Origin of the sequence: Segnochrobactrum spirostomi (genome assembly GCF_009600605.1) — a bacterium.
Lineage (GTDB): Bacteria > Pseudomonadota > Alphaproteobacteria > Rhizobiales > Segnochrobactraceae > Segnochrobactrum > Segnochrobactrum spirostomi.
Genome location: NZ_VWNA01000001.1, coordinates 3,012,085 through 3,030,476, shown reverse-complemented (window position 1 = coordinate 3,030,476; position 18,392 = coordinate 3,012,085). Strand labels below are relative to the sequence as shown.

The following is an 18,392-nucleotide window of genomic DNA, read 5'->3' as shown; positions in this document are numbered from 1 at the left end:
GGGGGCGGCCATGAAACACCATCCCGATCGCGTGCGCTCGCTCACTGCCGACATCGGCCGAGACGGCCGGACGCTGGTGTTGCAGTTCCGGACCACGAGCCCGGACCTCACCGAGGCGATGCTCGAGGGGATCGCCGCCGATCTCCGGCGGGGCGAGCTGCGCCTCGCCTGTTTCGTGATCGACTGCTCGCACGTCGCGGTGCAGCCATGAGCGCGCGGGAAATGGATTTCCGCGGGGCGCTCAGCAGTTGGTACCGGGACACCAGCGCGACAGCGCTGCGCCGCATCAAGTCTTCACCCGCCACTGCCGAGCAAGTTCAGCCGAAGCTGGACTACATCGAGAGCATGATGAAGGCGGCGGAGCTTCTGTGCGGCCAGGGCCACGACGGCACCGAGATCGGCTTCGTCGAAGGCATGACCGGCTTTCTCGTCGGCTATGCGCTTTCGACGATGCACGACGAAGTCTGCAAGTCGTGCATCACGGACCGGATCAACGCCTACGCCGAGGCGGTCGCGGTCGGGTTTCAGCGGGGCTTGGACCTGCGCAACGAGAAGCCGCTGTCATGAGCGCGAGCGTCCTCAACTCGGATCTCAGCGCGTGCCTCTCCGCCAATTTCGAGGCGCTCGGCCGCGTCGCGCAGCTCGCCCGGGCGGGCCATCGCGCCGGGATCATCATCTGCCCGCGGTGCCGCGGCGAACTCCATTTCCAGATCGTCTCGGTGAGCGCCGGCGGCGCCGTGCGCTCCGCCGGCCAATGCGCGACCCGCGACTGCATCGATTGGAGGGTCGGATGAGGCGTCAGAGCCGCCCCGCACTGCGGCGCCTGCAGGCGCTGCGCGCCGCCGCCCTCGACCGGCCGGAGCTGCGCGAGCCGAGCACCAGCATCACCCGCGCCGCTGCCAGCGGCGCCACGTCCGCACCGATCAAGGCGCTCGACGCGGACCTCCGCGCCCTCATCGACGCCGAACTCCAGAGGAGGATGACGTGAGTATCACCGAAGTCAGCTTCGCCGTTTCGAACGACGATCGTCGTTTGATCCGCCTCGTTCTCGACCGTGCGAAGGGCATGAACCTCCTGACGCACGCTCGCGTCTCGCACGAGATGGACCTCGTTGCGGCGCACGCCAACGGGTGCCCGCTCGACTTCAAGCGGCTGCTCGCGTTCGACGCCTTCGCGTTCTCGCACGACTTCGTGGGGATCGCCCGGCATCTCGATCGGAGCACCGGTCGGCTGGGCGAGTGTTTCCGCCCCCGGTGCGCAAAGCCGAGCGCGGGAGACGTGGGCCATGGGTGAGCACACCGCCATTTCGTGGTGCGACCACACTTGGAACCCGTGGATCGGCTGCACCAAGGTCTCGCCGGCATGCGATGGCTGCTACGCCGAAGCGCTCATGGACAAGCGCCTCGGCCGGGTGGCGTGGGGCGCACCGGGCGCGGGCGCCGGTACACGCCTGCGGACTTCCCTGCACACATGGAACGACCCGTTCCGCTGGGAGCGCGCGGCGCCGGCCGGAGCGCGACCGTTCGTGTTCTGCGCCTCGCTCGCCGACATCTTCGACAGCAACGTGCCGCCGGACTGGCGGCGCGACGCCTTCGACGTGATGCGACGCACGCCCCGGCTCGTCTACCTGCTCCTGACGAAGCGGCCCGGAAACATCGTGCGGCTCGCGAGGGTCGCCGGCGGTCTGCCGCCGAACGCAGCGATCGGGACGACGGTCGAGGACCTGCCTCGCGCCGAACGCAACGTGCGCGACCTCCTCGACGCCAGCGAAGGGCTTGGGACCGCAATCCCGATGGTGCGGGGTTACTTCATCGACGCGCTGCGCGGAAAGATTTGGACGCCTTGGCCCGCGAATTCGGTGCCATCGAGCAACATCGGCGATCGCGTCTATACGGGGCTGATCCACAACATCGACTGGGTGATCACCGGCGGCGAGACGGATCAAGGCGACCATGCAGCGCGCCCGACCCCAACGCGCGCCTTCCGCGCGCTTCGCGATCAATGCGCGGGCGCGAGGGTAGCCTTTCACCACAAGCAGAACGGGGAGTGGATCGAGCGCGGCGGCGAGTTCGTCCGCGTCGGTAAGCGCGCCGCAGGGCGACTGCTCGACGGACGGATTTACGACGGTCGCCCTGCCGTCTGCGTTGTGAAGGACGCAGCATGAGCGGCCTCTATTGGGGGGAGAACGGGGCTCGCTTGCGGTCCTACAAGCTCACCGCCGGGTCGGCGAGCCGAACCGTCATGCGGATCGAGCTGGAGATATCCAGCGAATGGGATCTCGCCTCTCTGGTGCACCAGCTCGCCGAGATCGAGCAGGAGCAAGGCAAGATCGAGAAGGCCGCGCGTGAGGCGGAGCGCGCCACGAAGGCTGCGGCGGCGGAAGCGCGCCGCGCCGAAAAGGCGGCCACACGGGAAGCTTCGAAGGCTCTTCGAAGCCGGCGTTCGGCCCCTGCGCTGGAACGGCCGCAGGAGCTGCTGCGGCTGACGTATCGGGGGGACTGAATATGCTCCCCGTCGCCTCCCAAGTGCTCGAGCTGGATACCGCGATCCGCCGCTTCGAGACGGCGACGGGTCCTCTGACGGGTGGCGCCCGCCGGGCGCGCCTGCGCGTCCTCAATGCCGCCGGCGACCTTCGGGCCGCCGCAGGCCGCCTTGCGATCGCCGAGGCAGCGAAAGACCTCGACGCCACGCCAGGGGGCGCACGCGACGCGCTCCGGACGGTCCTCGCCGAGCTGCGGCGCGCCGGCGCGCTGCCTTGGGCCGACGTGATTGCGATCTGCAACGACGTCGCCGACACCATCCCGGGAGGCCGCCGATGAGCCGCGCCGTTCGCGTTGCGACTGCCGACACTCGTCTCTCCAAGCTCCGCCGTGCCGTCCAGGCCGCGCGGCGCGCCCGCGGGCTCGACGAGGACGCCTATCGGTCCATGCTCGAGGCCGTGACCGGACGGCGGTCCTCGACGGAATGCACCACGGCCGAGCTGATGCGCCTTCTCGACGTCTTGAACGGCAAGGATCGGGCGGCCACGCGCAGCCGGCCGGCGGCGGAAGGCGCCATCCCGGCGAAGGTGCGCGCGCTCGTGCTCAATCTCCACGCCCTCGGCGCGTGGCCGCATCCGAGCGAGGCCGAGATCGGCAAATTCGTGCGGCGACAGGCCGGGGTCGACGATCTGCGATTCCTGACGCCGGCCTCGATGACGAGCGTCGTCGAGGCGCTGCGCGCCATGTGCGCCCGCGAGGGACTGGTGCTGCGGCCCGGTGTCAGCCCGGCCGAGGCGGAGGTCGCGCTCGTCCAAGCGCAGGTCCAGAAGCTGCGAGCCGTCGATCCGGCGTCCGCGACGGCCTTCGAACCGGCCGTGACGGCGATCGAGACCGCCTCCGAGGCGCATCGGCGCCGGCTCGTCCGCTCCCTCGGCGAAGTCATTCGGGGTCGGCAGCCATGACGCGGGCGAGCGACCGGGTGGAGGCCCTGTGCCGCCGCTGCCGCGCCGGCGCCGTGCTGGTGATGACCCAGACGGCCGAGGGCGCGCGCTGGCACCTGGAGCCCTCCGGCGAGGCCGTGGACGAGGCCATCGCCCGCGCCGCCACCGCGCATCTGCGTCCCGCCGGCGGCGGCTTTCCGTTCGGTCCACCGCAACAATGGGGGGGGGTAGCGTCATGAGCGATGGCGACCAGTCCGATCGCGTGCGCGTCACCGACCACGCGGTCGAGCGCTATCTCGAGCGCGGCAGCATGGGCGATCTCGCGGTGATCCGCGGGGGCCGGCTCGACATCGCTGCGACCCGCGCGGCGATCGCGGCCGTGTGCCGGCGCGGCGCGCGAGCGCACGCGAAGGCCGTGCTCTACGACCGGGTGCGCTTCGTGCTCAAGGCCGATCACGGCGAGATCGTCGTCGTGACGGCCCTCGCGCGGCGGGGAGGCTCGCGATGACGGATGACGAGCGCGCGGCCATCGAGGCGCTGCCGCCGCTGCTGCGCGAGATCGCCGAGGTCGCCGGCCTCACCGCCGCGCGGATCCTCGGCGAGCGCTATGCATGCCTCCGCAAAGTGGTGCCGGAGGTGCGGAACGTGCGTGACGGGCACTGGCTCGTCGAGGCGGTCGGCATGAATGCGGCGCTTGCGATCGCCCGCCGCATGGGCGGCGACACCATCGAGATCCCGAGCATGATGATCAACGAGGGCCGCCGGCGCCGGCGGCGCATCCGCGAGCTCGCCGGCGCCGGCGCAACCCGGGTTGAGATCGCGCGGAAAATCGGCGTACATCGTCGAACCGTGCAACGCGTGCTCGGCCGCGATGCGCCGGGAGACGGCGATCAGTTGCCGCTCTTCGATTCCGAGTAAGACGCGAGGCGGCAAACGCCGCCCTTAATTCCAACCGCGAAATCACGCCTTGATCGGGCCTCATCGGAGGCCCGGCCCGTGATCTTCCAGAAGCCCCGGCGGCCCGTCAGCCGCGTTTTTCTGCACTGCTCCGCGTCGGACAATCCGGCGCACGACAATGTCGAGACGATCCGCGCGTGGCATCTCGCCAACGGGTGGGCGGACATCGGCTATCATTACGTCGTTCTCAAGAACGGGACGATCGCGCCGGGCCGGTCGATCGAGTTGGTTCCCGCGGCGCAAAACGGCAACAACACCTGCACCATCGCGATCTGCTGCACCGGGCTCACGAAAGAGCTGTTCACGCAGGCGCAATACGACGCGGTGCGCGATCTCTGCGGCCAGATCGACCGCGCCTACGGCGTCGGGCGGGTTACGTTCCACGGCCATTGCGAGGTCAGCCCGAAGACCTGTCCGGTCTACGATTACCGGACCGTGCTCGGCCTCGACGCGCGCGGTCATCTCGGCATGGCGGCGACCTCGCTACCCTCGACCGATGCGGACACGCCGGTCGAGACGACGGCGACGCTGCGCTACGGCGCGTCTGGCGAGGGCGTGCGGTGGATGCAGACGCTGCTCCGCCGGGTGCTCAAGGCGCCGGCGATCGCGGCCGACGGCGTGTTCGGTCGCGGGACCGAGACCGCGCTGAAGGCGTTCCAGGCCGCCAACCACCTCATCGCCGACGGCGTCTACGGCCCGCTCACCCGCGAGGCCCTGGTCGACGCGGCCGACGCGATGCCGCCGAGCTGAGGGGGGCGCCGGCATGGAGGATCGCAGCACTGCACCCGCCACGCTCGCCGATCTCGATGCGCTCGAGGCGCGGCTGACGGTGGTGTCCCAAGAGCGGCTCGCTCCGGTGCTCACTCTGACCGCGGAAGAGATCCAGAGACATATCCGCGATGGGTACGCGCGGAAGATCAACGAGGCCTATAGGGGCCTTTCCGGGGCTTTGCGGGTGAAAGCTTTCGGAACTCGGCCATGAGGTCCGGCATCGGCTTTGAAAGGTGTTCTCCGATCGAGAGCACCTGCGATCTAGAGATCATTCCTCGTCTTTGCATTGGGCCGAGGGTTGATAGAGCCAGAACTATAAGCCGTGCATACGTCTCAGCATTCTGCTTTCCGAATGCGTCGACAACGATCCTCAGGGCTTCTTCCGTCGTCACGTAGTTATCACTCATCTCCACCCCCAGCGCGCGAGTCGTGCACTCAATTCTGCAACCGGAGGGGCATCATGTCCAACAAGAAGGTCCTCGGAGCATATGCCGGCATACTCGCGGTCGCGTTGGTCGCCGGCCTGGTGCTGTTCGCCCCGCTGCCCGCGTTTGCGGCGGACGGCACGACCGTCGATCTCGCGCCGCTCGCCGGCGCGGTGCGCGGGCTTCTCACCTACGGCATCGACGCGCTCGTGGCGGCAGCGCTCGCCGTCGCGCTTCGGTGGCTGCATCTCAGCTCGAATGCGGCCGCGCTCGTCGTCGCCGCGCATGCCCGCAACGCCCTGCGCGAGGCCGTCGACAACGGGATCGACCGCGCCGTCGCCAAGCTGGGCACGAGCATCGACGTGCGATCGGACATCGTCGCGAGTGCGGTCGATTACGCGTCGACGAACGCCGCGAGCGTGATTGCGAAGCTCCGGCCGGGGCCGGGTGAGCTCGAAAAGCTGATCGAGGCGCGGTTCGCCACGCTCTCCGGCCTCGACGACGTCGTCGTGTCGCCGCCGCTCCCGCTCGGCGAGGCGAAAGCCTCGTGAGCGAGCCCGGCACGGAGAGTTTCGAGGCGTTGATCCGAGAGGCCGCCGAACGGCGCCTCTCGATCTTTCTCACGCCGATCGTCGAAGCCGACCGTGTCTGGTTCCTCGTGCAACTCCACGCACGGTTTCCTGATCACATTCGGATCCGTGACTACGCAGTCGAAGAAAACACAGTGACGCCCCTCGGCCAGGTGATCCGAGGGTAGCTCGGGGGTTCGAATGTTCGTGTGGGAAGACCTTCGGGCCTGGGCAACGCCGCTTCTTTCGCTCGCCGCGCTGGTGATTTCGTGGATCTCGCCGCGCTCCCGCGCGCGTCAGGATTTGTTCGAGCGGCTGAAGGACAAGGTCGAGAAGATCGACGCCCGGCTCTCCCATGTCGAGGTCGAGATCGAGCACCTGCCCGACAAAGACGTCGCGCACCGACTCGAGATGGCGATCGCGCGGCTCGACGGGCGCATGGAGACCCTCGACGAACGGCTCAAGCCCGTCGCGGCGATGGCCGGCAGGCTCCACGAGATGGCTCTGGAGGAGGCGCGGCACGGCCGCGGTTGATAGCGCATGTCGATGGAAAATCGGATCGTCGAGGAGGCCCGGCTCATCATCCTCCGGGCGCTCGCCGAGCAGCCGAACGAGAGCCTCTCGTCGGAGATCCTGCGCCAAGAACTCGCCTCGTTCGCGATCTCGCGCGAGCGCGGGTGGGTCCACGGTCAGCTCGATTGGCTGGCCGAGGAGCGGGCCGTCACCGTCACGCCCGTCGGCAGCGTGCGGGTCGCCACGCTCGCGGAGCGCGGCGCGCGGCACCTCCGGCGCGAGATCGCGATCGAGGGCGTTCAGCGTCCCTCGCGGCCGGACTAGGAGGTCACGATGGCGCGGCTCGGCAACGACGATGGCCCCGCGGCCGCGGGCGGCTCCATTCGATGGATCTGCTGCCTGACGAAGCCCAAGACGACGTGTTGTGGGCGGTCGCGCAGCTCAATCAGCGTCGCCGCACCCAGGGCGACATTCTGGCTGAGTTCAATGAGCGGCTCGCCGGCAAAGGCGTGGACCCGATCTCGCCGAGCGCGTTTCAGCGCCGGGCCGCCCGCCTCGCCGCGATGCAAAAGCGGCTCTCCGAAGCACGCCACGTCTTCGCCGGCCTCGCAGACCAATTCGCGCCGGGGGCGATCGACGAATCCAATATCGCGCTCGGCGAGATGATCAAAATGCTGATCCTCGAGCTGCTGGACGAGCCGACCGCGTCTCCGAAGCAGGCGATGGAGCTTGCGAACGCTCTGAGATCCATCGTGCAGACGCAGAAGGTCTCGGCCGAGCGGCGCCAGGCGCTCGAGGCGGAGGCGGCGCGGCAAGCGGCGAAGGCGGTCGAGGCGGTCGGCCAGGCGCGCGGGCTCACTGCCGCCACGGTCGAGGAGATCAAGGCCCGGATCCTCGGCGTCACGAAGTCCGCAGGTGACGGAACGGCCTGATGTTCACCGACGAGGCCGGACATATCCCGATATCCGAGGACGAGTGGATCGCCCACCGGCGAGAGCAACTCCAGCGCCTGCCGCCCGCGCTCGAGCAGCTCGGCCTCACGTCGCTCCCGGACGTCCTGCTGCCGCAGCAGAAGGAGCTGCTGCGATCGACGTCGACCCATGGTCTGACGGTCGCCGACAAGTCGCGGCGTGTGGGCTTCACCTGGGCGATCGGATCGGACGCCGTTCTGACGGCCGGTGCGCAGAAAAGCGCGCGCGGAATGGACTGTCTCTATATCGGGTACAACCTCGATATGGCGCGCGAGTTCATCGATTGCTGTGCCATGTGGGCGCGGGCGTTCATGCCGGCGTGCACCGAGACAGGTGAATTCCTCTTCGCCGACGGGACCGATGCACACGGCGAGCCGCGGACCATTCAGGCGTTTCGAATTGGGTTCGCGAGCGGCTTCGAAATCATCGCGTTGTCGTCCCGTCCTCGGTCTCTCCGTGGCCGGCAAGGCTACGTGATCCTGGACGAATTTGCGTTCCACGACGATGCGGAAGGCTTGTTGAAGGCGGCCATGGCGTTCCTCATCTGGGGCGGCAAGGTGCTGGTGATCTCGACCCACAACGGCATCGACAACCCGTTCAACGCGCTGATCGAGGAGATCCGCGCCGGCAAGCGGCCGGGCAATATCGTCCGCTGCACATTCGACGACGCCATCGAGCAAGGGCTCTATCGCCGGGTCTGCCTCGTGACCGGCCGGGAATGGACGGCCGAGGGCGAGGCCAAATGGCGTGCCGAGATCTATCGCACCTATGGTGCCGACAGCGACGAGGAGCTGCGGTGCATTCCGTCGCTCGGCACCGGCGCTTATCTCTCCCGCGCGCTGATCGAATCCCGCATGGTCGACGGCATCCCAGTGATCCGTTGGCGCGCGCCGGCCGGCATGGTGGATTGGCCGACGCGGATCTGGGAGGCCGAGGTCGACGAGTTCTGCGACCGCGAGCTCAAGCCTCATCTCGACGCGCTCGACCCGACGCTGCGATCCTGCCTCGGGCAAGACTTTGCGCGCTCCGGTGACCTCTCGGTCATCCATCCGGTGCAGATCGAGCAGACACTGCGTCGCCGGCCGCCGTTCATCCTGGAGCTCGACGACGTCCCGTATTCCGCGCAGAGCCGCATCCTCTTCTACATCATCGACCGTCTGCCGCGGTTCTTCCACGCCGCGTTCGACGCGAACGGCAACGGCGCCAGTCACGCCGAGGCCGCGCGCCAGAAATGCGGCTCCTCGCGCGTGAGCGAAATCAAGCCGAGTGCCGATTTCTACCGCGAGAACATGCCGAAACTGAGAGCCGCGTTCGAGGACGCGACGATCATCCTGCCGCGTGACGACGACATCGCGAACGATTACCGGGCGATCAAGATGACGCGGGGCATCGCGAAGGTGCCCGAGAACGCCCGCACGGTCGGCGCGAACGGTGCCGACCGACACGGCGACGCGGCGATCGCGGGCCTGCTCGCCTGGTACGCCTCGCTGCAGCGGGGCTCGGAAGGCGCGCCGGCGGTCGCCGGCTTGCCCCGGGTGGCCGCGGCCGGGACCGAGGCCTTCACCTTCCCGAGCGAACTCGGCTCGCTCGACGACTTCCTGAGGATGTGAGATGGCGGACGAGACGAAGAAGGCGCCGCCGACCGTCGAGATCGCGGGGGTCGCCGCCGATCCGACGGTACCGCTGTACAGCACGACGCTCCAGCCGCGGGACGAGGTGCTCGCTCGCCGTGGCGGCGCGGCAGGGCTCCGGGTCTACGACGAGATCCGGCGCGACCCGCACGCGCACGCCGTGCTGCAGAAGCGGACGCTCGAGGTGGTCGCGCGGCCGTGGGTGGTGCGCGAGGCGAGCGACAGCGCGATCGACAAGCGCGCGGCGGATCTGGTGCGACGGCAGTTCGACGCCTTCGCCTTCGACCGGGCCACGATGGGGTTCATGGGCGCGGTGCCGAAAGGCTTCGCCGTCGGCGAGGTCATGTGGGGTCTGCGCGACGGAGAATGGGCGGTCGAGCGAATCAAGATCCGCCGTCAGCAGAGGTTCAGGTTCGCGCTCGACGGCTCGCTGCGGCTCCTCACGCGGGCGAACAGCATCGACGGCGAGCCGGTGCCGGACCGGAAATTCGTGGTCCATCGCTACTCGATCGAGCACGACGACGACGATCCCTACGGCCACGGGTTGGGCTCCGTGCTGTTCTGGCCGGCGTGGTTTAAACGCCAGGTGCTCGCCTATTGGCTGCGTGCGTCCGAGAAATACGCATCGCCGACGGTGATGGCCCAATATTCGGGCGGCTACGACGAGAAGCGTCAGCGGGAAATCCTGTCCGTCATTCGCGGCATCGCGAACGATGCCGGCCTCGCCGTGCCGGAAGACGTGTTGGTGACGCTGCTCGAGTCGAAGTCGGCCAGCGCCGGCACGATGCACGATCCGCTCGCGCGCTATCTCGACGAGCTGATGAGCGAGGCCGTGCTCGGCGAGACATTGAGCACAAACTCGGGGCAAAGAGGCGCGCGTGCTCTCGGCGAGGTCCACAACGACGTCCGCCTCGCGATCGCCAAGGCGGACGCGGACCTGATCAGCGCGACGCTCAACGAGAGCCTCGTCCGCTGGATCGTCGAGCTGAACCTGCCCGGCGCCAAACCGCCCACGGTGTGGCGAGATTTCGAGGAGGTCGAGGATCTCAACACTCGGGCGGAGCGGGACAAGAAGATCGCCGACATGGGCTTCAAGCCCACGCTCGCCTACGTGACCGAGACCTATGGCGGCGAGTGGGTCGAGACCTCGGCACCGACGCCGCCGGCGGCGCCCGACATCCCGCCGCGCGCCGGCGTCACCGATGCGCTTTTCGCGGACAATGCCGCGGCGACGCCGCCCACGCCGACCGATCCGATCGTGCAGCAGCTCGCGGTCACGGCGCAGCCGATCCTCGACCGCATGATCGCGATCATCCGCTCGCAGGTGATGGCCGCGACGTCGGAAGACGATCTCGCCGAGCGGCTCCTCTCCGTGCTGCCGTCCCTCGATCCGTCCGACCTCACCGACGTGCTCGAGGCGGCGATGACGCTCGCCGACCTCACCGGCCGCGCGGCGATCGTCGACGAGACCGGCGGCGGCTGACATGGCGGCCGACGGCGTTAGTCTCGATTTCCAGGAGCAGATCGCGTTCCTAAGGCGCAAGGTCGCGCTGCCGACCGAGCGCTGGGACGATCTCCGGCACGGCGCTCATGTCCGCGCCGCGTCGGTCGCCGGCATGACGCAGGTCGGCCTGATCCAGGACGTCTATTCGGCGCTCGAGCGCCACGCTGGAGATTACGAGGCATTCAAGGCGAGCTTCGACGATCTCATCACCAAGGCCGGCTGGAAGCCACGGCCGCGGGCCGGCAAGAGCGACGAGGAGACGCGCGCCTGGCGCGCCGGCGTCATCTACAGGACGAATATGCGGACGAGCTACATGGCCGGCCGCTATCAGCAGATGACGGACCCGGACGTGCTGAAAGCCCGTCCCTATTGGCGGTACCGGCACAATTATGCGCGCCACCCGCGCCCGGTGCATCTCGCACTCGACGGCACGGTCTTACTCGCGACGAACCCGTGGTGGCGCGTCTGGTATCCGCCGAACGGCTGGGGCTGCCATTGCGACGTCGAGACGTTGTCCGAGCGCGATCTGGCGCGCCTCGGCAAAAGCGGGCCGGATCCGACACCGGCGGGCTCGTCCTATCGGGCATTCGACCCCCGAACCGGACAAAGCGAAACGCGGTATCCGGGCATCGACCGCGGCTGGGAATACAATGTCGGCGAGGAGGCCGTCGCCGGCCTGGTGCCGCCCGAGCTTCAGACGCCGCTGCCGCCCGTCAGTGCCGCGCCGGCGATCGATCCGGCAAAGCTACCGGCGCTCCCGCCGGAGCGGCCCGCGGATCCGTCACGGATCCTGCCCGACGGCCTCGCCGACGGGGAGTACATCGACGCGATGCTCGCCGAGTTCGGCGCGATGATCGGGAAGCCGGTCGCCTATCGCGACGCCTCGGGCGGGATCGTCACGCTCAGCGAGCGGATGTTCGAGCAGCGCAACCTCGACGGCGAGACGACGCGCTACAAGGTCACGAAATCCGGCCGGCATCGGTACCTGCTCCTGCTCGCCGATGCGATCCGCGACCCCGACGAGATCTGGGCTTCTTGGGCGCGCACGCCGGACGGCTCGACCGTCCTGCGCCGCACCTACCTGCGGCGCACGAAGATCAGCGGCCACGATCTCTTCGCGTCTTTCGCCTGGACCGAAGCGGGATGGGCCGGCGTCACCGGCTACGACGCGAAGCCGCAATATATCGCGCGGCAGCGTCAGGGGGCTCTGCTCTATCGCAGGGGCAGGAAGTGAGATCGGTGCGCTCGGCCGTCCAAACGCACCCACCCGCAGGCTACGGCGGCGATCGGCGCTCATCCTGCGGATTGCTTCAAGATAGGCCCCGGGCCTGGAGGAATCAACTATGACGGGCGTGACGTTCGAAGTCGACGACGGCGACGTCGTCGCCGCGCTCGGCCGCATGCTGCAGTTCGGCCGCGATCCTTCTCAAGGGCTCAAGATCCTCGGCGAGATCCTCGTCGGCTCCACGAAGGAGCGGCTCCGGACGACGAAGCGCTCGCCCGAGGGCGTGGCGTGGGCGCCTCTCTCGCCGGCCTACGCACGACGCAAGCGCGGTCCCGGGATCCTGGAGGAGACCGGCGAGCTGCGCGACGGCATCCGCTGGCAGCTCGAGGGCGTGACGGAGCTGCTCGTCGGCACGAACCGGCGGCATGCGCGGGTCCACCAGTTCGGCGCGACGATCCAGCAGCCGGCGCGGACGCAATCGATCTATCACACCTATGACGCGGCCGAGCGCTCCTTCAGCGCGACGTTCGTGAAGCGCCGGCGCGCCAACCTCGAGCGCACAGTCACGGTCGGCGCGCACGTGATCCGGATTCCGGCGCGTCCCTTCCTCGGCGTCTCGGCCGAGGATCGCACCCGCGGGCTCGAGGCCATCACCGACCTCCTCGGCGGCCTGTGGGAGCCGACCGCATAGGAAGGCGCACGGCGGCCGTTTCGGCTCGGCGGCTCCTTCGCCCGCCGGATTTTTTCGAAACGGGATTTGAAACGGCTGTGTGGGCGGACGGGGCCATCTGGTAGAGGCCCGGGCTTGCGCCGACGACCGCCTCGGTGCGATGGTCCCTCCCATCGGCTGAATCGCGGTGTCCGGGGCGGCAAATGCCGCCGTTAGCGAGAACCGCACGACGGGGCATCTTTCCCGTCATGAAGCCGTTCGAAATCTTCCGCGCCGGTGTCCACAAGCCGCTCAAAGGCGATGCGATCGCCTTCAGCGAAAGCGACCTCGCGTCGATCGCCGCCGCCTACGATCCCGCGCTCCACGAGGCGCCGATCGTGGTGGGCCATCCGCGCCTGGACGATCCCGCCTATGGATGGATCGCCGGCCTTCGGGTCGAGGGCGATCGGCTCGTCGCCGTCCCGAAGGACGTCGAGCCCGCGTTCGCCGACATCGTTCAGCGCAAGCGCTTCAAGAAGGTCTCGGCGTCCTTCTTCCTGCCCAACGCGCCGAACAATCCGACCCCGGGCCGCACCCAGCTCCGCCACGTCGGGTTTCTGGGCGCGACGGCGCCGGCGGTCAAAGGTCTCCGGCCGATCGAGTTCGGCGATGCGTCCGACGACGACGCGCTCGTGCTCGAGTTCGCGGACTGGCAGACCGCGGATGCGATCGGCTCGATCGCGCGCCTCTTCCGCGGCCTGCGGGACTACCTGGTCAGCAAGGAAGGGCTCGAGGCGGCGAACCAGACGCTCTCGCCCTACGAGATCGAATCCCTGGCGCAGCGCGCCGTCGAGGTCGCTCTCACGCCCACCGATCCGGCGCCGCCCTCCTCCTTCTCCGATTCCGACGAGGACACGATGAAGCTCAAGACGCCGGATCCGGCTCCGGCCGCCTCCGCCCCCGACGCGTCGGCGATCGCCGCCCGGGAGGCGGAAATCGCCCGCCGCGAGGCGGACCTCGCCGCCCGCGAAGCCGCCGCGGCCGCGGCCGCGCGCCAGACCCGCGCCCGCGAGGACGCGGCGACCGTGGAGGCTGCCGTCGCGGCCGGCCGCCTGCCGAAGGGGCTCGCGAGCGCGGCGACGGCGCTCTTCGCCGAGCTCGGCGAGGACACGCTCGAGTTCGGCGACGGCGACGACGCGGTGCAGACCACGCCGCGCGGCGCGTTCGCCGACTTTCTCGCCAAGCTGCCGATCCCGGTGGTGACGGGGGAGATCGCCGGGCGTGACGCCGCCTCCATCGATTTCGCCGACGTCGCCTCCGTCGGCCCGATTGCCGAGGCCATCACGGCGGAGGTCGATGCGGCCGCGAAGGCGGGCCAGACCATCACCGTGGCCGAGGCGGCCGCGCGCATCCAGAAGCGGAGCCAGTCGTGAACATCATCAAGAACTACACCGCCGGCGCCCGCGTCGAGCACCGCCGCTTCGTCCGTCTCTCCGCCGACCGCACGGTCGTGCCGGCGACGGCCGCCACCGACGAGATCATCGGCGTCACCGACGCGCCGAACGGTGTCGATGCCGGCGGCCCCGTCGACGTCGTGCTGTTCGGGATCGCGAGCGTCGAGGCCGGCGGGGCCGTGACCCGCGGCGCCTGGCTCACGGCGGCCGCCGACGGCAAGGCCGTCGCCGCGGCGCCCGCCGCCGGCGCCAACGCCATCGCAGCCGCGCGGGCCGTGTTCGAGGCTGCTTCGAGCGGCGATTTCAGCGACGTTTTCGTTCACCCCACCCGCATCCAGGGCTGATCGGCATCCAACACGCCGGCCGCCGGCGACGAGGCAAGCATGTCCTTCCCGTTTCCCGTTAATCCGGTTCTGACCGGTATCGTGATCGCCTATAAAAACGCGGCCTTTATTGCCGATCGCGTTTTTCCTCGCGTCGGCCCGGCGTTGTCGAAACGCGAATTCAAGTGGAACTACTTTCCGTTCGGTCAGCAGATCACGATTCCGGACGGACGGGTGGGCCGCAAAAGCGAACCGAACGTGCTCGAGTTCGAAACCGAAGAGCGCACGGGTTCGGTCGTGGATTTCGGATTCGACGACATCGTTCCCAACGACGACATCGCCAACGCGCCGGAGGGTCAGGACCCCCGCGCCTTCGCCGCCGAGCGCCTCGCCGATACTCTGATGCTCGTGCGCGAGCAGCGGGTTGCGGCGATGACGTTCGACCCGTCCACCTACCCGACGTCGAACGTGCTGACTTTGTCGGGCTCCTCTCAGTGGAGCAGCGACAGCTCGCACCCGGTCGACAACGTCATCGACGCGAAGGACAGCATGGTCGCCGACCCGAACGTCATGGTGATCGGGCGCGCCGGCTGGTCCAAGTTGCGGCGCAATCCGCAGGTCATCGCCTCGATCCGACCGTCGGGGACGCAGGAGGGCGTGGCGACCCTCCAGGCGGTCGCGGATCTGTTCGAGCTCGACGCGATCGTCGTCGGCTCGGCCTTCTACAATGCGGCCCGTCCCGGTCAGCCCGTCCAGCGCACGCGCCTCTGGGGCAATAGCGCCGCCCTGCTGTCCCTCAATCCGCTGGCCCGCTCGATCGACGGGTCTCCGACGTTCGGGTGGACCGCCGAGTTCGGCACCAAAGTCTCCGGCACGCTCGACGAGCCGAAGGTGGGCCTGCGTGGCTCGGTGCGGGTCCGCGTCGGCGAAAGCGTCCGGGAGATCGTGGCCGCCCCCGACCTCGGGTTCCTGTTCCAGTCGATCATCTGAGGTCAGTCCATGAGCGTCTATCACTGGATCCGACACGTGCTCCACGACGGCGTCCGCTATGCGGCCGGTTCCGTCGTGCCGCCCGCCCTGGTCGAGCTGGGCGAGCTGGCGTCGCACATCGCGGCGGCGCCCTCGAATATGCAGGCGGTTCCGCTGTCCGATCAGGACGTCACCGCTGAGGCCGCCCCCGATCTCGGAGGGGACGGCACAGATCCGGAGGCCGATGCGGGACCGGCCTCCGGATCGCCCTCGACCCCGGCGAAGCGGTCCGCGAAATGAAGCGGTCCTCGAAATGAAGCGGTCGTGGAAATGACGACGCCCTTCGACGAAGCGGTCAGGGCCGGCCCGCCGGCGGCGGGCGATAGCCCGGCCTTCGAGGTCTTCGGCGTCCACTACGCCGCGCAGGCGCTGTGGGAGCTGCTCGACGCTCTGCCGGGCAAGGCCGAGGCGACGCTCGCCAAGCGACGGCTGCAGGAGGCCGTGTTCTGGGGCCAGCAGGCGGCCCGGCCGATCGCGCCGCAACCGCGCACGGAGTGATCGATGTACGCCACGCTCGCCGATATCGTCGACCGGGCCGGCGAGGACGAGATCCTCGCTATCGCCGACCGCGACCGCGACGGCGTGGCCGATCCGGCCGTCGTCGCCGCGGCGATCGCCTTCGCGGCGCAGACGATCGATTCCTATGTCGGCGTGCGCTACGCGCTGCCGCTCGCGCCGGTGCCGGCGATCGTCACCGCGTGGTCCGTCTCGATCGCGCGGTACGTGCTGCACCGCGACGGCGCGCCGGATCATGTGGTCCGCGATTACCAGGGCGCGCTGCAGGCGCTGCGGGATGCGGCGGCCGGGCGGCTCGCCCTACCGGACGTCGCCGGCATCAAGGCGGACGCGACCGCCGGCGCTGTGCGCGCCGAGAGTGATCCGCCGGCGTTCACGCGCGAGCGCCTGGTGGGCTGGCTGTGATCGGCGCCGTCATCGCGCGCCTCGAGGCGGAGGCGATGCCGACGCTCACGTCGGTCGACGGCGCGGAGAAGCTCGCGTCGCTCGCTGCCGGCACGGCGCCGCCGCACGGCGCGGCCTTCGTGATCCCGGTCGAGGAGACCGGGTCCCGGAACCGGCTGTCGACGGGTTTCGCCCAACGGGTCGAGGTCGAGTTCGCCGTCGCCGTCGTGCTGCGCCGCGCCGGCGACGCCCGGGGCGGCGAGCGCGTCTCGCTCGTCGACACCTATCGCGACGCGATCGAGAAGGCGCTCGCCGGCTGGTCTCACGACGAAGCGGCCGAACCTTGCGAGTTCGCCGGCTCCTCCACCTCGACCGCCGGCAACGGCGTCCTCTGGTACGTGCAAACCTGGCGCACCACGCGGGAGATCCGGACATGACGATCGCCACCAGCGGCGGACGCTGGCTCTACGACCCGAAGACCGGTGGCCTCACGCCGCTCGCCGAGGACGGCGAGACGCCGGCGCCGGCGCCGATCGCAGCGCCGATCGCCAGTGACTCGCCGGCCGAGCCCGCGCCGGCCGAACCCACACCCGCGGCCGAACCGACCGAAGACGTGACCACGTCGGCCAGGAAAGGAAAGTGACATGGCGCGTCGCTGGAAGAAGATGGCGATCCTCGCCAAGGTCGAGACGACTGTCGGCACGGACGCCGTGCCGACGGGCGCCGCGAACGCGATCCAGGCGCTCGACGTCACCCTGACGCCGCTCGCCGGCGACGAGATCCAGCGGGACTACATGGTCCCGTATCTCGGCAATCAGGGAGCGCTCCTCGTCGGCAATTACAACGAGCTGCAGTTCTCGGTCGAGCTTTCGGGCTCGGGCACGCTCGGCACGCCGCCTGCGCTCGCGCCGCTGCTGAAGGCATGCGCCTTCGCGGAGGTCATCACCGCGGGCGCGAGCGTCGCGTACAATCCGATTTCCAGCGGGTTCCAGGCGGTTTCGATCTACGCGAATCTCGACGGCGTCAATCATGTGCTGCTCGGGGCCCGCGGCACCTGCACGCTCAATCTCGCGCCGAAGCAGATCCCCAGGTTGCAGTTCAACTTCAAGGGCCTGCTCGGGCCGATCGCGGACGTTGCGCTCCCGTCCGTGACGCTCACCTCCTGGCTCCCCGCGGTGCCGGTCTCCAAGGCCAACACGCCGGTGTGGACCCTCCACGGCCACTCGGCGATCGCGGAATCGCTCTCGATCGACGTGGGCAACACCGTCACCGTGCGGAGCCTCGTGAACTACGAGGGCATCGAGATCACCGACCGCTCGGCGACGGGCTCGATGGTGATCGAGGCGGTCGCGATCGGGACGAAGGACTGGTTTTCGCTCGCCCGGGCGGGGACGACGGGCGCGCTCGCGATCACCCACGGAATGGTCGCCGGCAACATCGTCGATATCGCCGCGCCGGCGGTCCAGATCGGCCGGCCGACCTACGGCCAGACCGACGCCATCATCAACAACACGCTGCCGCTGATGCTGCGGCCCGCGTCCGGCAACGACGAGCTCACGCTCACCTTCCGTTGACGCCCGCGCGGCCGCCGCCGCGCCCTCTCTCACGTCGCCCGCGAGGTCATGATGTTCACGCTCGTCGATCGCTATCTGTTCTGGTGGCCGTGTTCGGCCGACGTGCCGGACGAAGCGCGGCCCGGCAAATTCAACAAGCAATCCTTCAAGCTGCGGTTCGAGGCCCTTCCGCGCTCGGAGGCGCAGGGCCTCGCCGCCGAGCTTGCCGCCCTCGATCCCGACGAACGCGAGAAGCGCGAGCACGAGCTGCTCTATCGCGTGGTGCACGACTGGAGCGAGGTCGTGGACGCGCAGAAGGAGCCGGTTCCGTTCGAGCGCGACACCTTCGCGCGCGCCCTCGAATGGAGCTGGTTCCGCACTGCGGCCTATCGCGGCCTGACCGAGGCGCTCGAAGGCGGCCCCAGGGGAAACTGATCGAGGTCGGCGCGGCCTGGGCACGCGCGGTTACCGGTCGCACCGACCCGTCCAAGCCCACC

At 69.2% G+C, this 18,392-nt stretch carries 33 protein-coding genes; all 33 read left to right on the top strand.

Annotated features, from left to right (window positions below):
* Positions 1-10 precede the first annotated feature (10 nt).
* The 33 genes from F0357_RS13690 to F0357_RS13530 all read left to right on the top strand — a co-directional run bounded on the left by F0357_RS13690 (position 11) and on the right by F0357_RS13530 (position 18,330).
* A complete protein-coding gene (locus tag F0357_RS13690; protein WP_153482725.1) occupies positions 11-211 on the top strand; it encodes a hypothetical protein in 201 nt (66 codons plus the stop codon).
* Positions 208-567, top strand: a complete 360-nt coding sequence (locus F0357_RS13685) for a hypothetical protein (protein WP_153482721.1) — start codon at positions 208-210, stop codon at positions 565-567. Before F0357_RS13690 ends, F0357_RS13685 begins: the two co-directional genes overlap by 4 nt.
* Positions 564-794, top strand: coding sequence for a hypothetical protein (locus F0357_RS13680; protein WP_153482719.1), 231 nt, complete (start codon positions 564-566; stop codon positions 792-794). Before F0357_RS13685 ends, F0357_RS13680 begins: the two co-directional genes overlap by 4 nt.
* Complete coding sequence (locus F0357_RS13675; protein ID WP_153482716.1) at positions 791-988, top strand: hypothetical protein; 198 nt, start codon at positions 791-793, stop codon at positions 986-988. The genes F0357_RS13680 and F0357_RS13675 overlap by 4 nt, the downstream gene beginning before the upstream one ends.
* Entirely contained in the window at positions 985-1,293 is a 309-nt protein-coding gene (locus F0357_RS13670; RefSeq protein WP_153482714.1) for a DUF6874 family protein, read from the top strand. The genes F0357_RS13675 and F0357_RS13670 overlap by 4 nt, the downstream gene beginning before the upstream one ends.
* Positions 1,286-2,164 (top strand): DUF5131 family protein, encoded by an 879-nt coding sequence (locus tag F0357_RS13665; protein ID WP_153482711.1) that lies wholly within the window; start codon positions 1,286-1,288, stop codon positions 2,162-2,164. The genes F0357_RS13670 and F0357_RS13665 overlap by 8 nt, the downstream gene beginning before the upstream one ends.
* Positions 2,161-2,502, top strand: a complete 342-nt coding sequence (locus tag F0357_RS13660; RefSeq protein WP_153482708.1) for a hypothetical protein — start codon at positions 2,161-2,163, stop codon at positions 2,500-2,502. The genes F0357_RS13665 and F0357_RS13660 overlap by 4 nt, the downstream gene beginning before the upstream one ends.
* 2 nt (positions 2,503-2,504) lie before the next feature.
* On the top strand, positions 2,505-2,819 hold the full coding sequence (locus F0357_RS13655; protein ID WP_153482706.1) for a hypothetical protein: 315 nt from the start codon (positions 2,505-2,507) through the stop codon (positions 2,817-2,819).
* Entirely contained in the window at positions 2,816-3,442 is a 627-nt protein-coding gene (locus F0357_RS13650; protein ID WP_153482705.1) for a regulatory protein GemA, read from the top strand. The genes F0357_RS13655 and F0357_RS13650 overlap by 4 nt, the downstream gene beginning before the upstream one ends.
* Positions 3,439-3,660, top strand: a complete 222-nt coding sequence (locus F0357_RS13645; protein WP_153482703.1) for a hypothetical protein — start codon at positions 3,439-3,441, stop codon at positions 3,658-3,660. Before F0357_RS13650 ends, F0357_RS13645 begins: the two co-directional genes overlap by 4 nt.
* The gene (locus F0357_RS13640; RefSeq protein WP_153482700.1) at positions 3,657-3,929 is read left to right on the top strand and encodes a hypothetical protein; all 273 of its coding nucleotides are present in this window, start codon (positions 3,657-3,659) and stop codon (positions 3,927-3,929) included. Before F0357_RS13645 ends, F0357_RS13640 begins: the two co-directional genes overlap by 4 nt.
* Entirely contained in the window at positions 3,926-4,339 is a 414-nt protein-coding gene (locus F0357_RS13635) for a hypothetical protein (RefSeq protein ID WP_153482697.1), read from the top strand. The genes F0357_RS13640 and F0357_RS13635 overlap by 4 nt, the downstream gene beginning before the upstream one ends.
* 78 nt (positions 4,340-4,417) lie before the next feature.
* Entirely contained in the window at positions 4,418-5,128 is a 711-nt protein-coding gene (locus tag F0357_RS25225; RefSeq protein ID WP_208948335.1) for a peptidoglycan recognition protein family protein, read from the top strand.
* Positions 5,129-5,141: 13 nt separating this feature from the next.
* A complete protein-coding gene (locus tag F0357_RS13625) occupies positions 5,142-5,360 on the top strand; it encodes a hypothetical protein (RefSeq protein ID WP_153482695.1) in 219 nt (72 codons plus the stop codon).
* A 249-nt stretch (positions 5,361-5,609) separates the two neighbouring features.
* The gene (locus tag F0357_RS13620; protein WP_153482692.1) at positions 5,610-6,125 is read left to right on the top strand and encodes a hypothetical protein; all 516 of its coding nucleotides are present in this window, start codon (positions 5,610-5,612) and stop codon (positions 6,123-6,125) included.
* Positions 6,122-6,331, top strand: coding sequence for a hypothetical protein (locus F0357_RS13615; RefSeq protein ID WP_153482689.1), 210 nt, complete (start codon positions 6,122-6,124; stop codon positions 6,329-6,331). Before F0357_RS13620 ends, F0357_RS13615 begins: the two co-directional genes overlap by 4 nt.
* Before the next feature lie 13 nt (positions 6,332-6,344).
* Positions 6,345-6,677 (top strand): DUF2730 family protein, encoded by a 333-nt coding sequence (locus F0357_RS13610; protein ID WP_153482684.1) that lies wholly within the window; start codon positions 6,345-6,347, stop codon positions 6,675-6,677.
* A 6-nt stretch (positions 6,678-6,683) separates the two neighbouring features.
* The gene (locus F0357_RS13605; RefSeq protein WP_153482679.1) at positions 6,684-6,980 is read left to right on the top strand and encodes a VpaChn25_0724 family phage protein; all 297 of its coding nucleotides are present in this window, start codon (positions 6,684-6,686) and stop codon (positions 6,978-6,980) included.
* A gap of 62 nt (positions 6,981-7,042) precedes the next feature.
* Positions 7,043-7,588, top strand: coding sequence for a phage protein Gp27 family protein (locus F0357_RS13600; RefSeq protein ID WP_153482675.1), 546 nt, complete (start codon positions 7,043-7,045; stop codon positions 7,586-7,588).
* Positions 7,588-9,237: a hypothetical protein gene (locus tag F0357_RS13595; protein WP_153482671.1), complete on the top strand. Its 1,650-nt coding sequence runs from the start codon at positions 7,588-7,590 to the stop codon at positions 9,235-9,237. Before F0357_RS13600 ends, F0357_RS13595 begins: the two co-directional genes overlap by 1 nt.
* Before the next feature lies 1 nt (position 9,238).
* Positions 9,239-10,741 (top strand): DUF935 domain-containing protein, encoded by a 1,503-nt coding sequence (locus F0357_RS13590; RefSeq protein WP_153482668.1) that lies wholly within the window; start codon positions 9,239-9,241, stop codon positions 10,739-10,741.
* Position 10,742: 1 nt separating this feature from the next.
* A complete protein-coding gene (locus F0357_RS13585; RefSeq protein WP_153482664.1) occupies positions 10,743-11,996 on the top strand; it encodes a PBECR2 nuclease fold domain-containing protein in 1,254 nt (417 codons plus the stop codon).
* Positions 11,997-12,105: 109 nt separating this feature from the next.
* Positions 12,106-12,678: a phage virion morphogenesis protein gene (locus tag F0357_RS13580; RefSeq protein WP_153482660.1), complete on the top strand. Its 573-nt coding sequence runs from the start codon at positions 12,106-12,108 to the stop codon at positions 12,676-12,678.
* A 227-nt stretch (positions 12,679-12,905) separates the two neighbouring features.
* Entirely contained in the window at positions 12,906-14,069 is a 1,164-nt protein-coding gene (locus tag F0357_RS13575; protein WP_153482657.1) for a peptidase, read from the top strand.
* On the top strand, positions 14,066-14,434 hold the full coding sequence (locus F0357_RS13570; protein WP_153482654.1) for a gp53 minor capsid family protein: 369 nt from the start codon (positions 14,066-14,068) through the stop codon (positions 14,432-14,434). The genes F0357_RS13575 and F0357_RS13570 overlap by 4 nt, the downstream gene beginning before the upstream one ends.
* Before the next feature lie 39 nt (positions 14,435-14,473).
* On the top strand, positions 14,474-15,403 hold the full coding sequence (locus F0357_RS13565) for a capsid protein (RefSeq protein WP_153482651.1): 930 nt from the start codon (positions 14,474-14,476) through the stop codon (positions 15,401-15,403).
* Positions 15,404-15,412: 9 nt separating this feature from the next.
* The gene (locus tag F0357_RS13560) at positions 15,413-15,682 is read left to right on the top strand and encodes a hypothetical protein (RefSeq protein WP_153482648.1); all 270 of its coding nucleotides are present in this window, start codon (positions 15,413-15,415) and stop codon (positions 15,680-15,682) included.
* A 30-nt stretch (positions 15,683-15,712) separates the two neighbouring features.
* Positions 15,713-15,940, top strand: a complete 228-nt coding sequence (locus F0357_RS13555; protein ID WP_153482646.1) for an Acb2/Tad1 domain-containing protein — start codon at positions 15,713-15,715, stop codon at positions 15,938-15,940.
* Positions 15,941-15,943: 3 nt separating this feature from the next.
* Complete coding sequence (locus tag F0357_RS13550; protein WP_153482642.1) at positions 15,944-16,363, top strand: gp436 family protein; 420 nt, start codon at positions 15,944-15,946, stop codon at positions 16,361-16,363.
* Positions 16,360-16,779 (top strand): phage tail terminator protein, encoded by a 420-nt coding sequence (locus F0357_RS13545; RefSeq protein ID WP_153482638.1) that lies wholly within the window; start codon positions 16,360-16,362, stop codon positions 16,777-16,779. Before F0357_RS13550 ends, F0357_RS13545 begins: the two co-directional genes overlap by 4 nt.
* Positions 16,776-16,985 carry a hypothetical protein gene (locus tag F0357_RS13540; protein ID WP_153482635.1) on the top strand — a complete coding sequence of 70 codons (210 nt, stop codon included), beginning with the start codon at positions 16,776-16,778 and terminating at the stop codon, positions 16,983-16,985. Before F0357_RS13545 ends, F0357_RS13540 begins: the two co-directional genes overlap by 4 nt.
* Before the next feature lies 1 nt (position 16,986).
* Positions 16,987-17,916 carry a phage tail tube protein gene (locus F0357_RS13535; RefSeq protein ID WP_153482631.1) on the top strand — a complete coding sequence of 310 codons (930 nt, stop codon included), beginning with the start codon at positions 16,987-16,989 and terminating at the stop codon, positions 17,914-17,916.
* A 48-nt stretch (positions 17,917-17,964) separates the two neighbouring features.
* Positions 17,965-18,330: a hypothetical protein gene (locus F0357_RS13530; RefSeq protein ID WP_153482628.1), complete on the top strand. Its 366-nt coding sequence runs from the start codon at positions 17,965-17,967 to the stop codon at positions 18,328-18,330.
* The last annotated feature ends 62 nt before the right edge of the window (positions 18,331-18,392 follow it).

Bases quoted from the DNA above. Each gene is read 5' to 3' on its own strand.
- F0357_RS13655 (WP_153482706.1), top strand. From the start codon at position 2,505: ATGCTCCCCGTCGCCTCCCAAGTGCTCGAGCTGGATACCGCGATCCGC.
- F0357_RS13560 (WP_153482648.1), top strand. From the start codon at position 15,413: ATGAGCGTCTATCACTGGATCCGACACGTGCTCCACGACGGCGTCCGC.
- F0357_RS13585 (WP_153482664.1), top strand. From the start codon at position 10,743: ATGGCGGCCGACGGCGTTAGTCTCGATTTCCAGGAGCAGATCGCGTTC.
- F0357_RS13540 (WP_153482635.1), top strand. From the start codon at position 16,776: ATGACGATCGCCACCAGCGGCGGACGCTGGCTCTACGACCCGAAGACC.
- F0357_RS13690 (WP_153482725.1), top strand. From the start codon at position 11: ATGAAACACCATCCCGATCGCGTGCGCTCGCTCACTGCCGACATCGGC.
- F0357_RS13650 (WP_153482705.1), top strand. From the start codon at position 2,816: ATGAGCCGCGCCGTTCGCGTTGCGACTGCCGACACTCGTCTCTCCAAG.
- F0357_RS13575 (WP_153482657.1), top strand. From the start codon at position 12,906: ATGAAGCCGTTCGAAATCTTCCGCGCCGGTGTCCACAAGCCGCTCAAA.
- F0357_RS13590 (WP_153482668.1), top strand. From the start codon at position 9,239: ATGGCGGACGAGACGAAGAAGGCGCCGCCGACCGTCGAGATCGCGGGG.
- F0357_RS13685 (WP_153482721.1), top strand. From the start codon at position 208: ATGAGCGCGCGGGAAATGGATTTCCGCGGGGCGCTCAGCAGTTGGTAC.
- F0357_RS13580 (WP_153482660.1), top strand. From the start codon at position 12,106: ATGACGGGCGTGACGTTCGAAGTCGACGACGGCGACGTCGTCGCCGCG.
- F0357_RS13550 (WP_153482642.1), top strand. From the start codon at position 15,944: ATGTACGCCACGCTCGCCGATATCGTCGACCGGGCCGGCGAGGACGAG.
- F0357_RS13680 (WP_153482719.1), top strand. From the start codon at position 564: ATGAGCGCGAGCGTCCTCAACTCGGATCTCAGCGCGTGCCTCTCCGCC.
- F0357_RS13535 (WP_153482631.1), top strand. From the start codon at position 16,987: ATGGCGCGTCGCTGGAAGAAGATGGCGATCCTCGCCAAGGTCGAGACG.
- F0357_RS13600 (WP_153482675.1), top strand. From the start codon at position 7,043: ATGGATCTGCTGCCTGACGAAGCCCAAGACGACGTGTTGTGGGCGGTC.
- F0357_RS13610 (WP_153482684.1), top strand. From the start codon at position 6,345: ATGTTCGTGTGGGAAGACCTTCGGGCCTGGGCAACGCCGCTTCTTTCG.
- F0357_RS13530 (WP_153482628.1), top strand. From the start codon at position 17,965: ATGATGTTCACGCTCGTCGATCGCTATCTGTTCTGGTGGCCGTGTTCG.
- F0357_RS13675 (WP_153482716.1), top strand. From the start codon at position 791: ATGAGGCGTCAGAGCCGCCCCGCACTGCGGCGCCTGCAGGCGCTGCGC.
- F0357_RS13660 (WP_153482708.1), top strand. From the start codon at position 2,161: ATGAGCGGCCTCTATTGGGGGGAGAACGGGGCTCGCTTGCGGTCCTAC.
- F0357_RS13605 (WP_153482679.1), top strand. From the start codon at position 6,684: ATGTCGATGGAAAATCGGATCGTCGAGGAGGCCCGGCTCATCATCCTC.
- F0357_RS13665 (WP_153482711.1), top strand. From the start codon at position 1,286: ATGGGTGAGCACACCGCCATTTCGTGGTGCGACCACACTTGGAACCCG.
- F0357_RS13595 (WP_153482671.1), top strand. From the start codon at position 7,588: ATGTTCACCGACGAGGCCGGACATATCCCGATATCCGAGGACGAGTGG.
- F0357_RS13645 (WP_153482703.1), top strand. From the start codon at position 3,439: ATGACGCGGGCGAGCGACCGGGTGGAGGCCCTGTGCCGCCGCTGCCGC.
- F0357_RS13625 (WP_153482695.1), top strand. From the start codon at position 5,142: ATGGAGGATCGCAGCACTGCACCCGCCACGCTCGCCGATCTCGATGCG.
- F0357_RS13640 (WP_153482700.1), top strand. From the start codon at position 3,657: ATGAGCGATGGCGACCAGTCCGATCGCGTGCGCGTCACCGACCACGCG.
- F0357_RS13635 (WP_153482697.1), top strand. From the start codon at position 3,926: ATGACGGATGACGAGCGCGCGGCCATCGAGGCGCTGCCGCCGCTGCTG.
- F0357_RS13565 (WP_153482651.1), top strand. From the start codon at position 14,474: ATGTCCTTCCCGTTTCCCGTTAATCCGGTTCTGACCGGTATCGTGATC.
- F0357_RS13555 (WP_153482646.1), top strand. From the start codon at position 15,713: ATGACGACGCCCTTCGACGAAGCGGTCAGGGCCGGCCCGCCGGCGGCG.
- F0357_RS13620 (WP_153482692.1), top strand. From the start codon at position 5,610: ATGTCCAACAAGAAGGTCCTCGGAGCATATGCCGGCATACTCGCGGTC.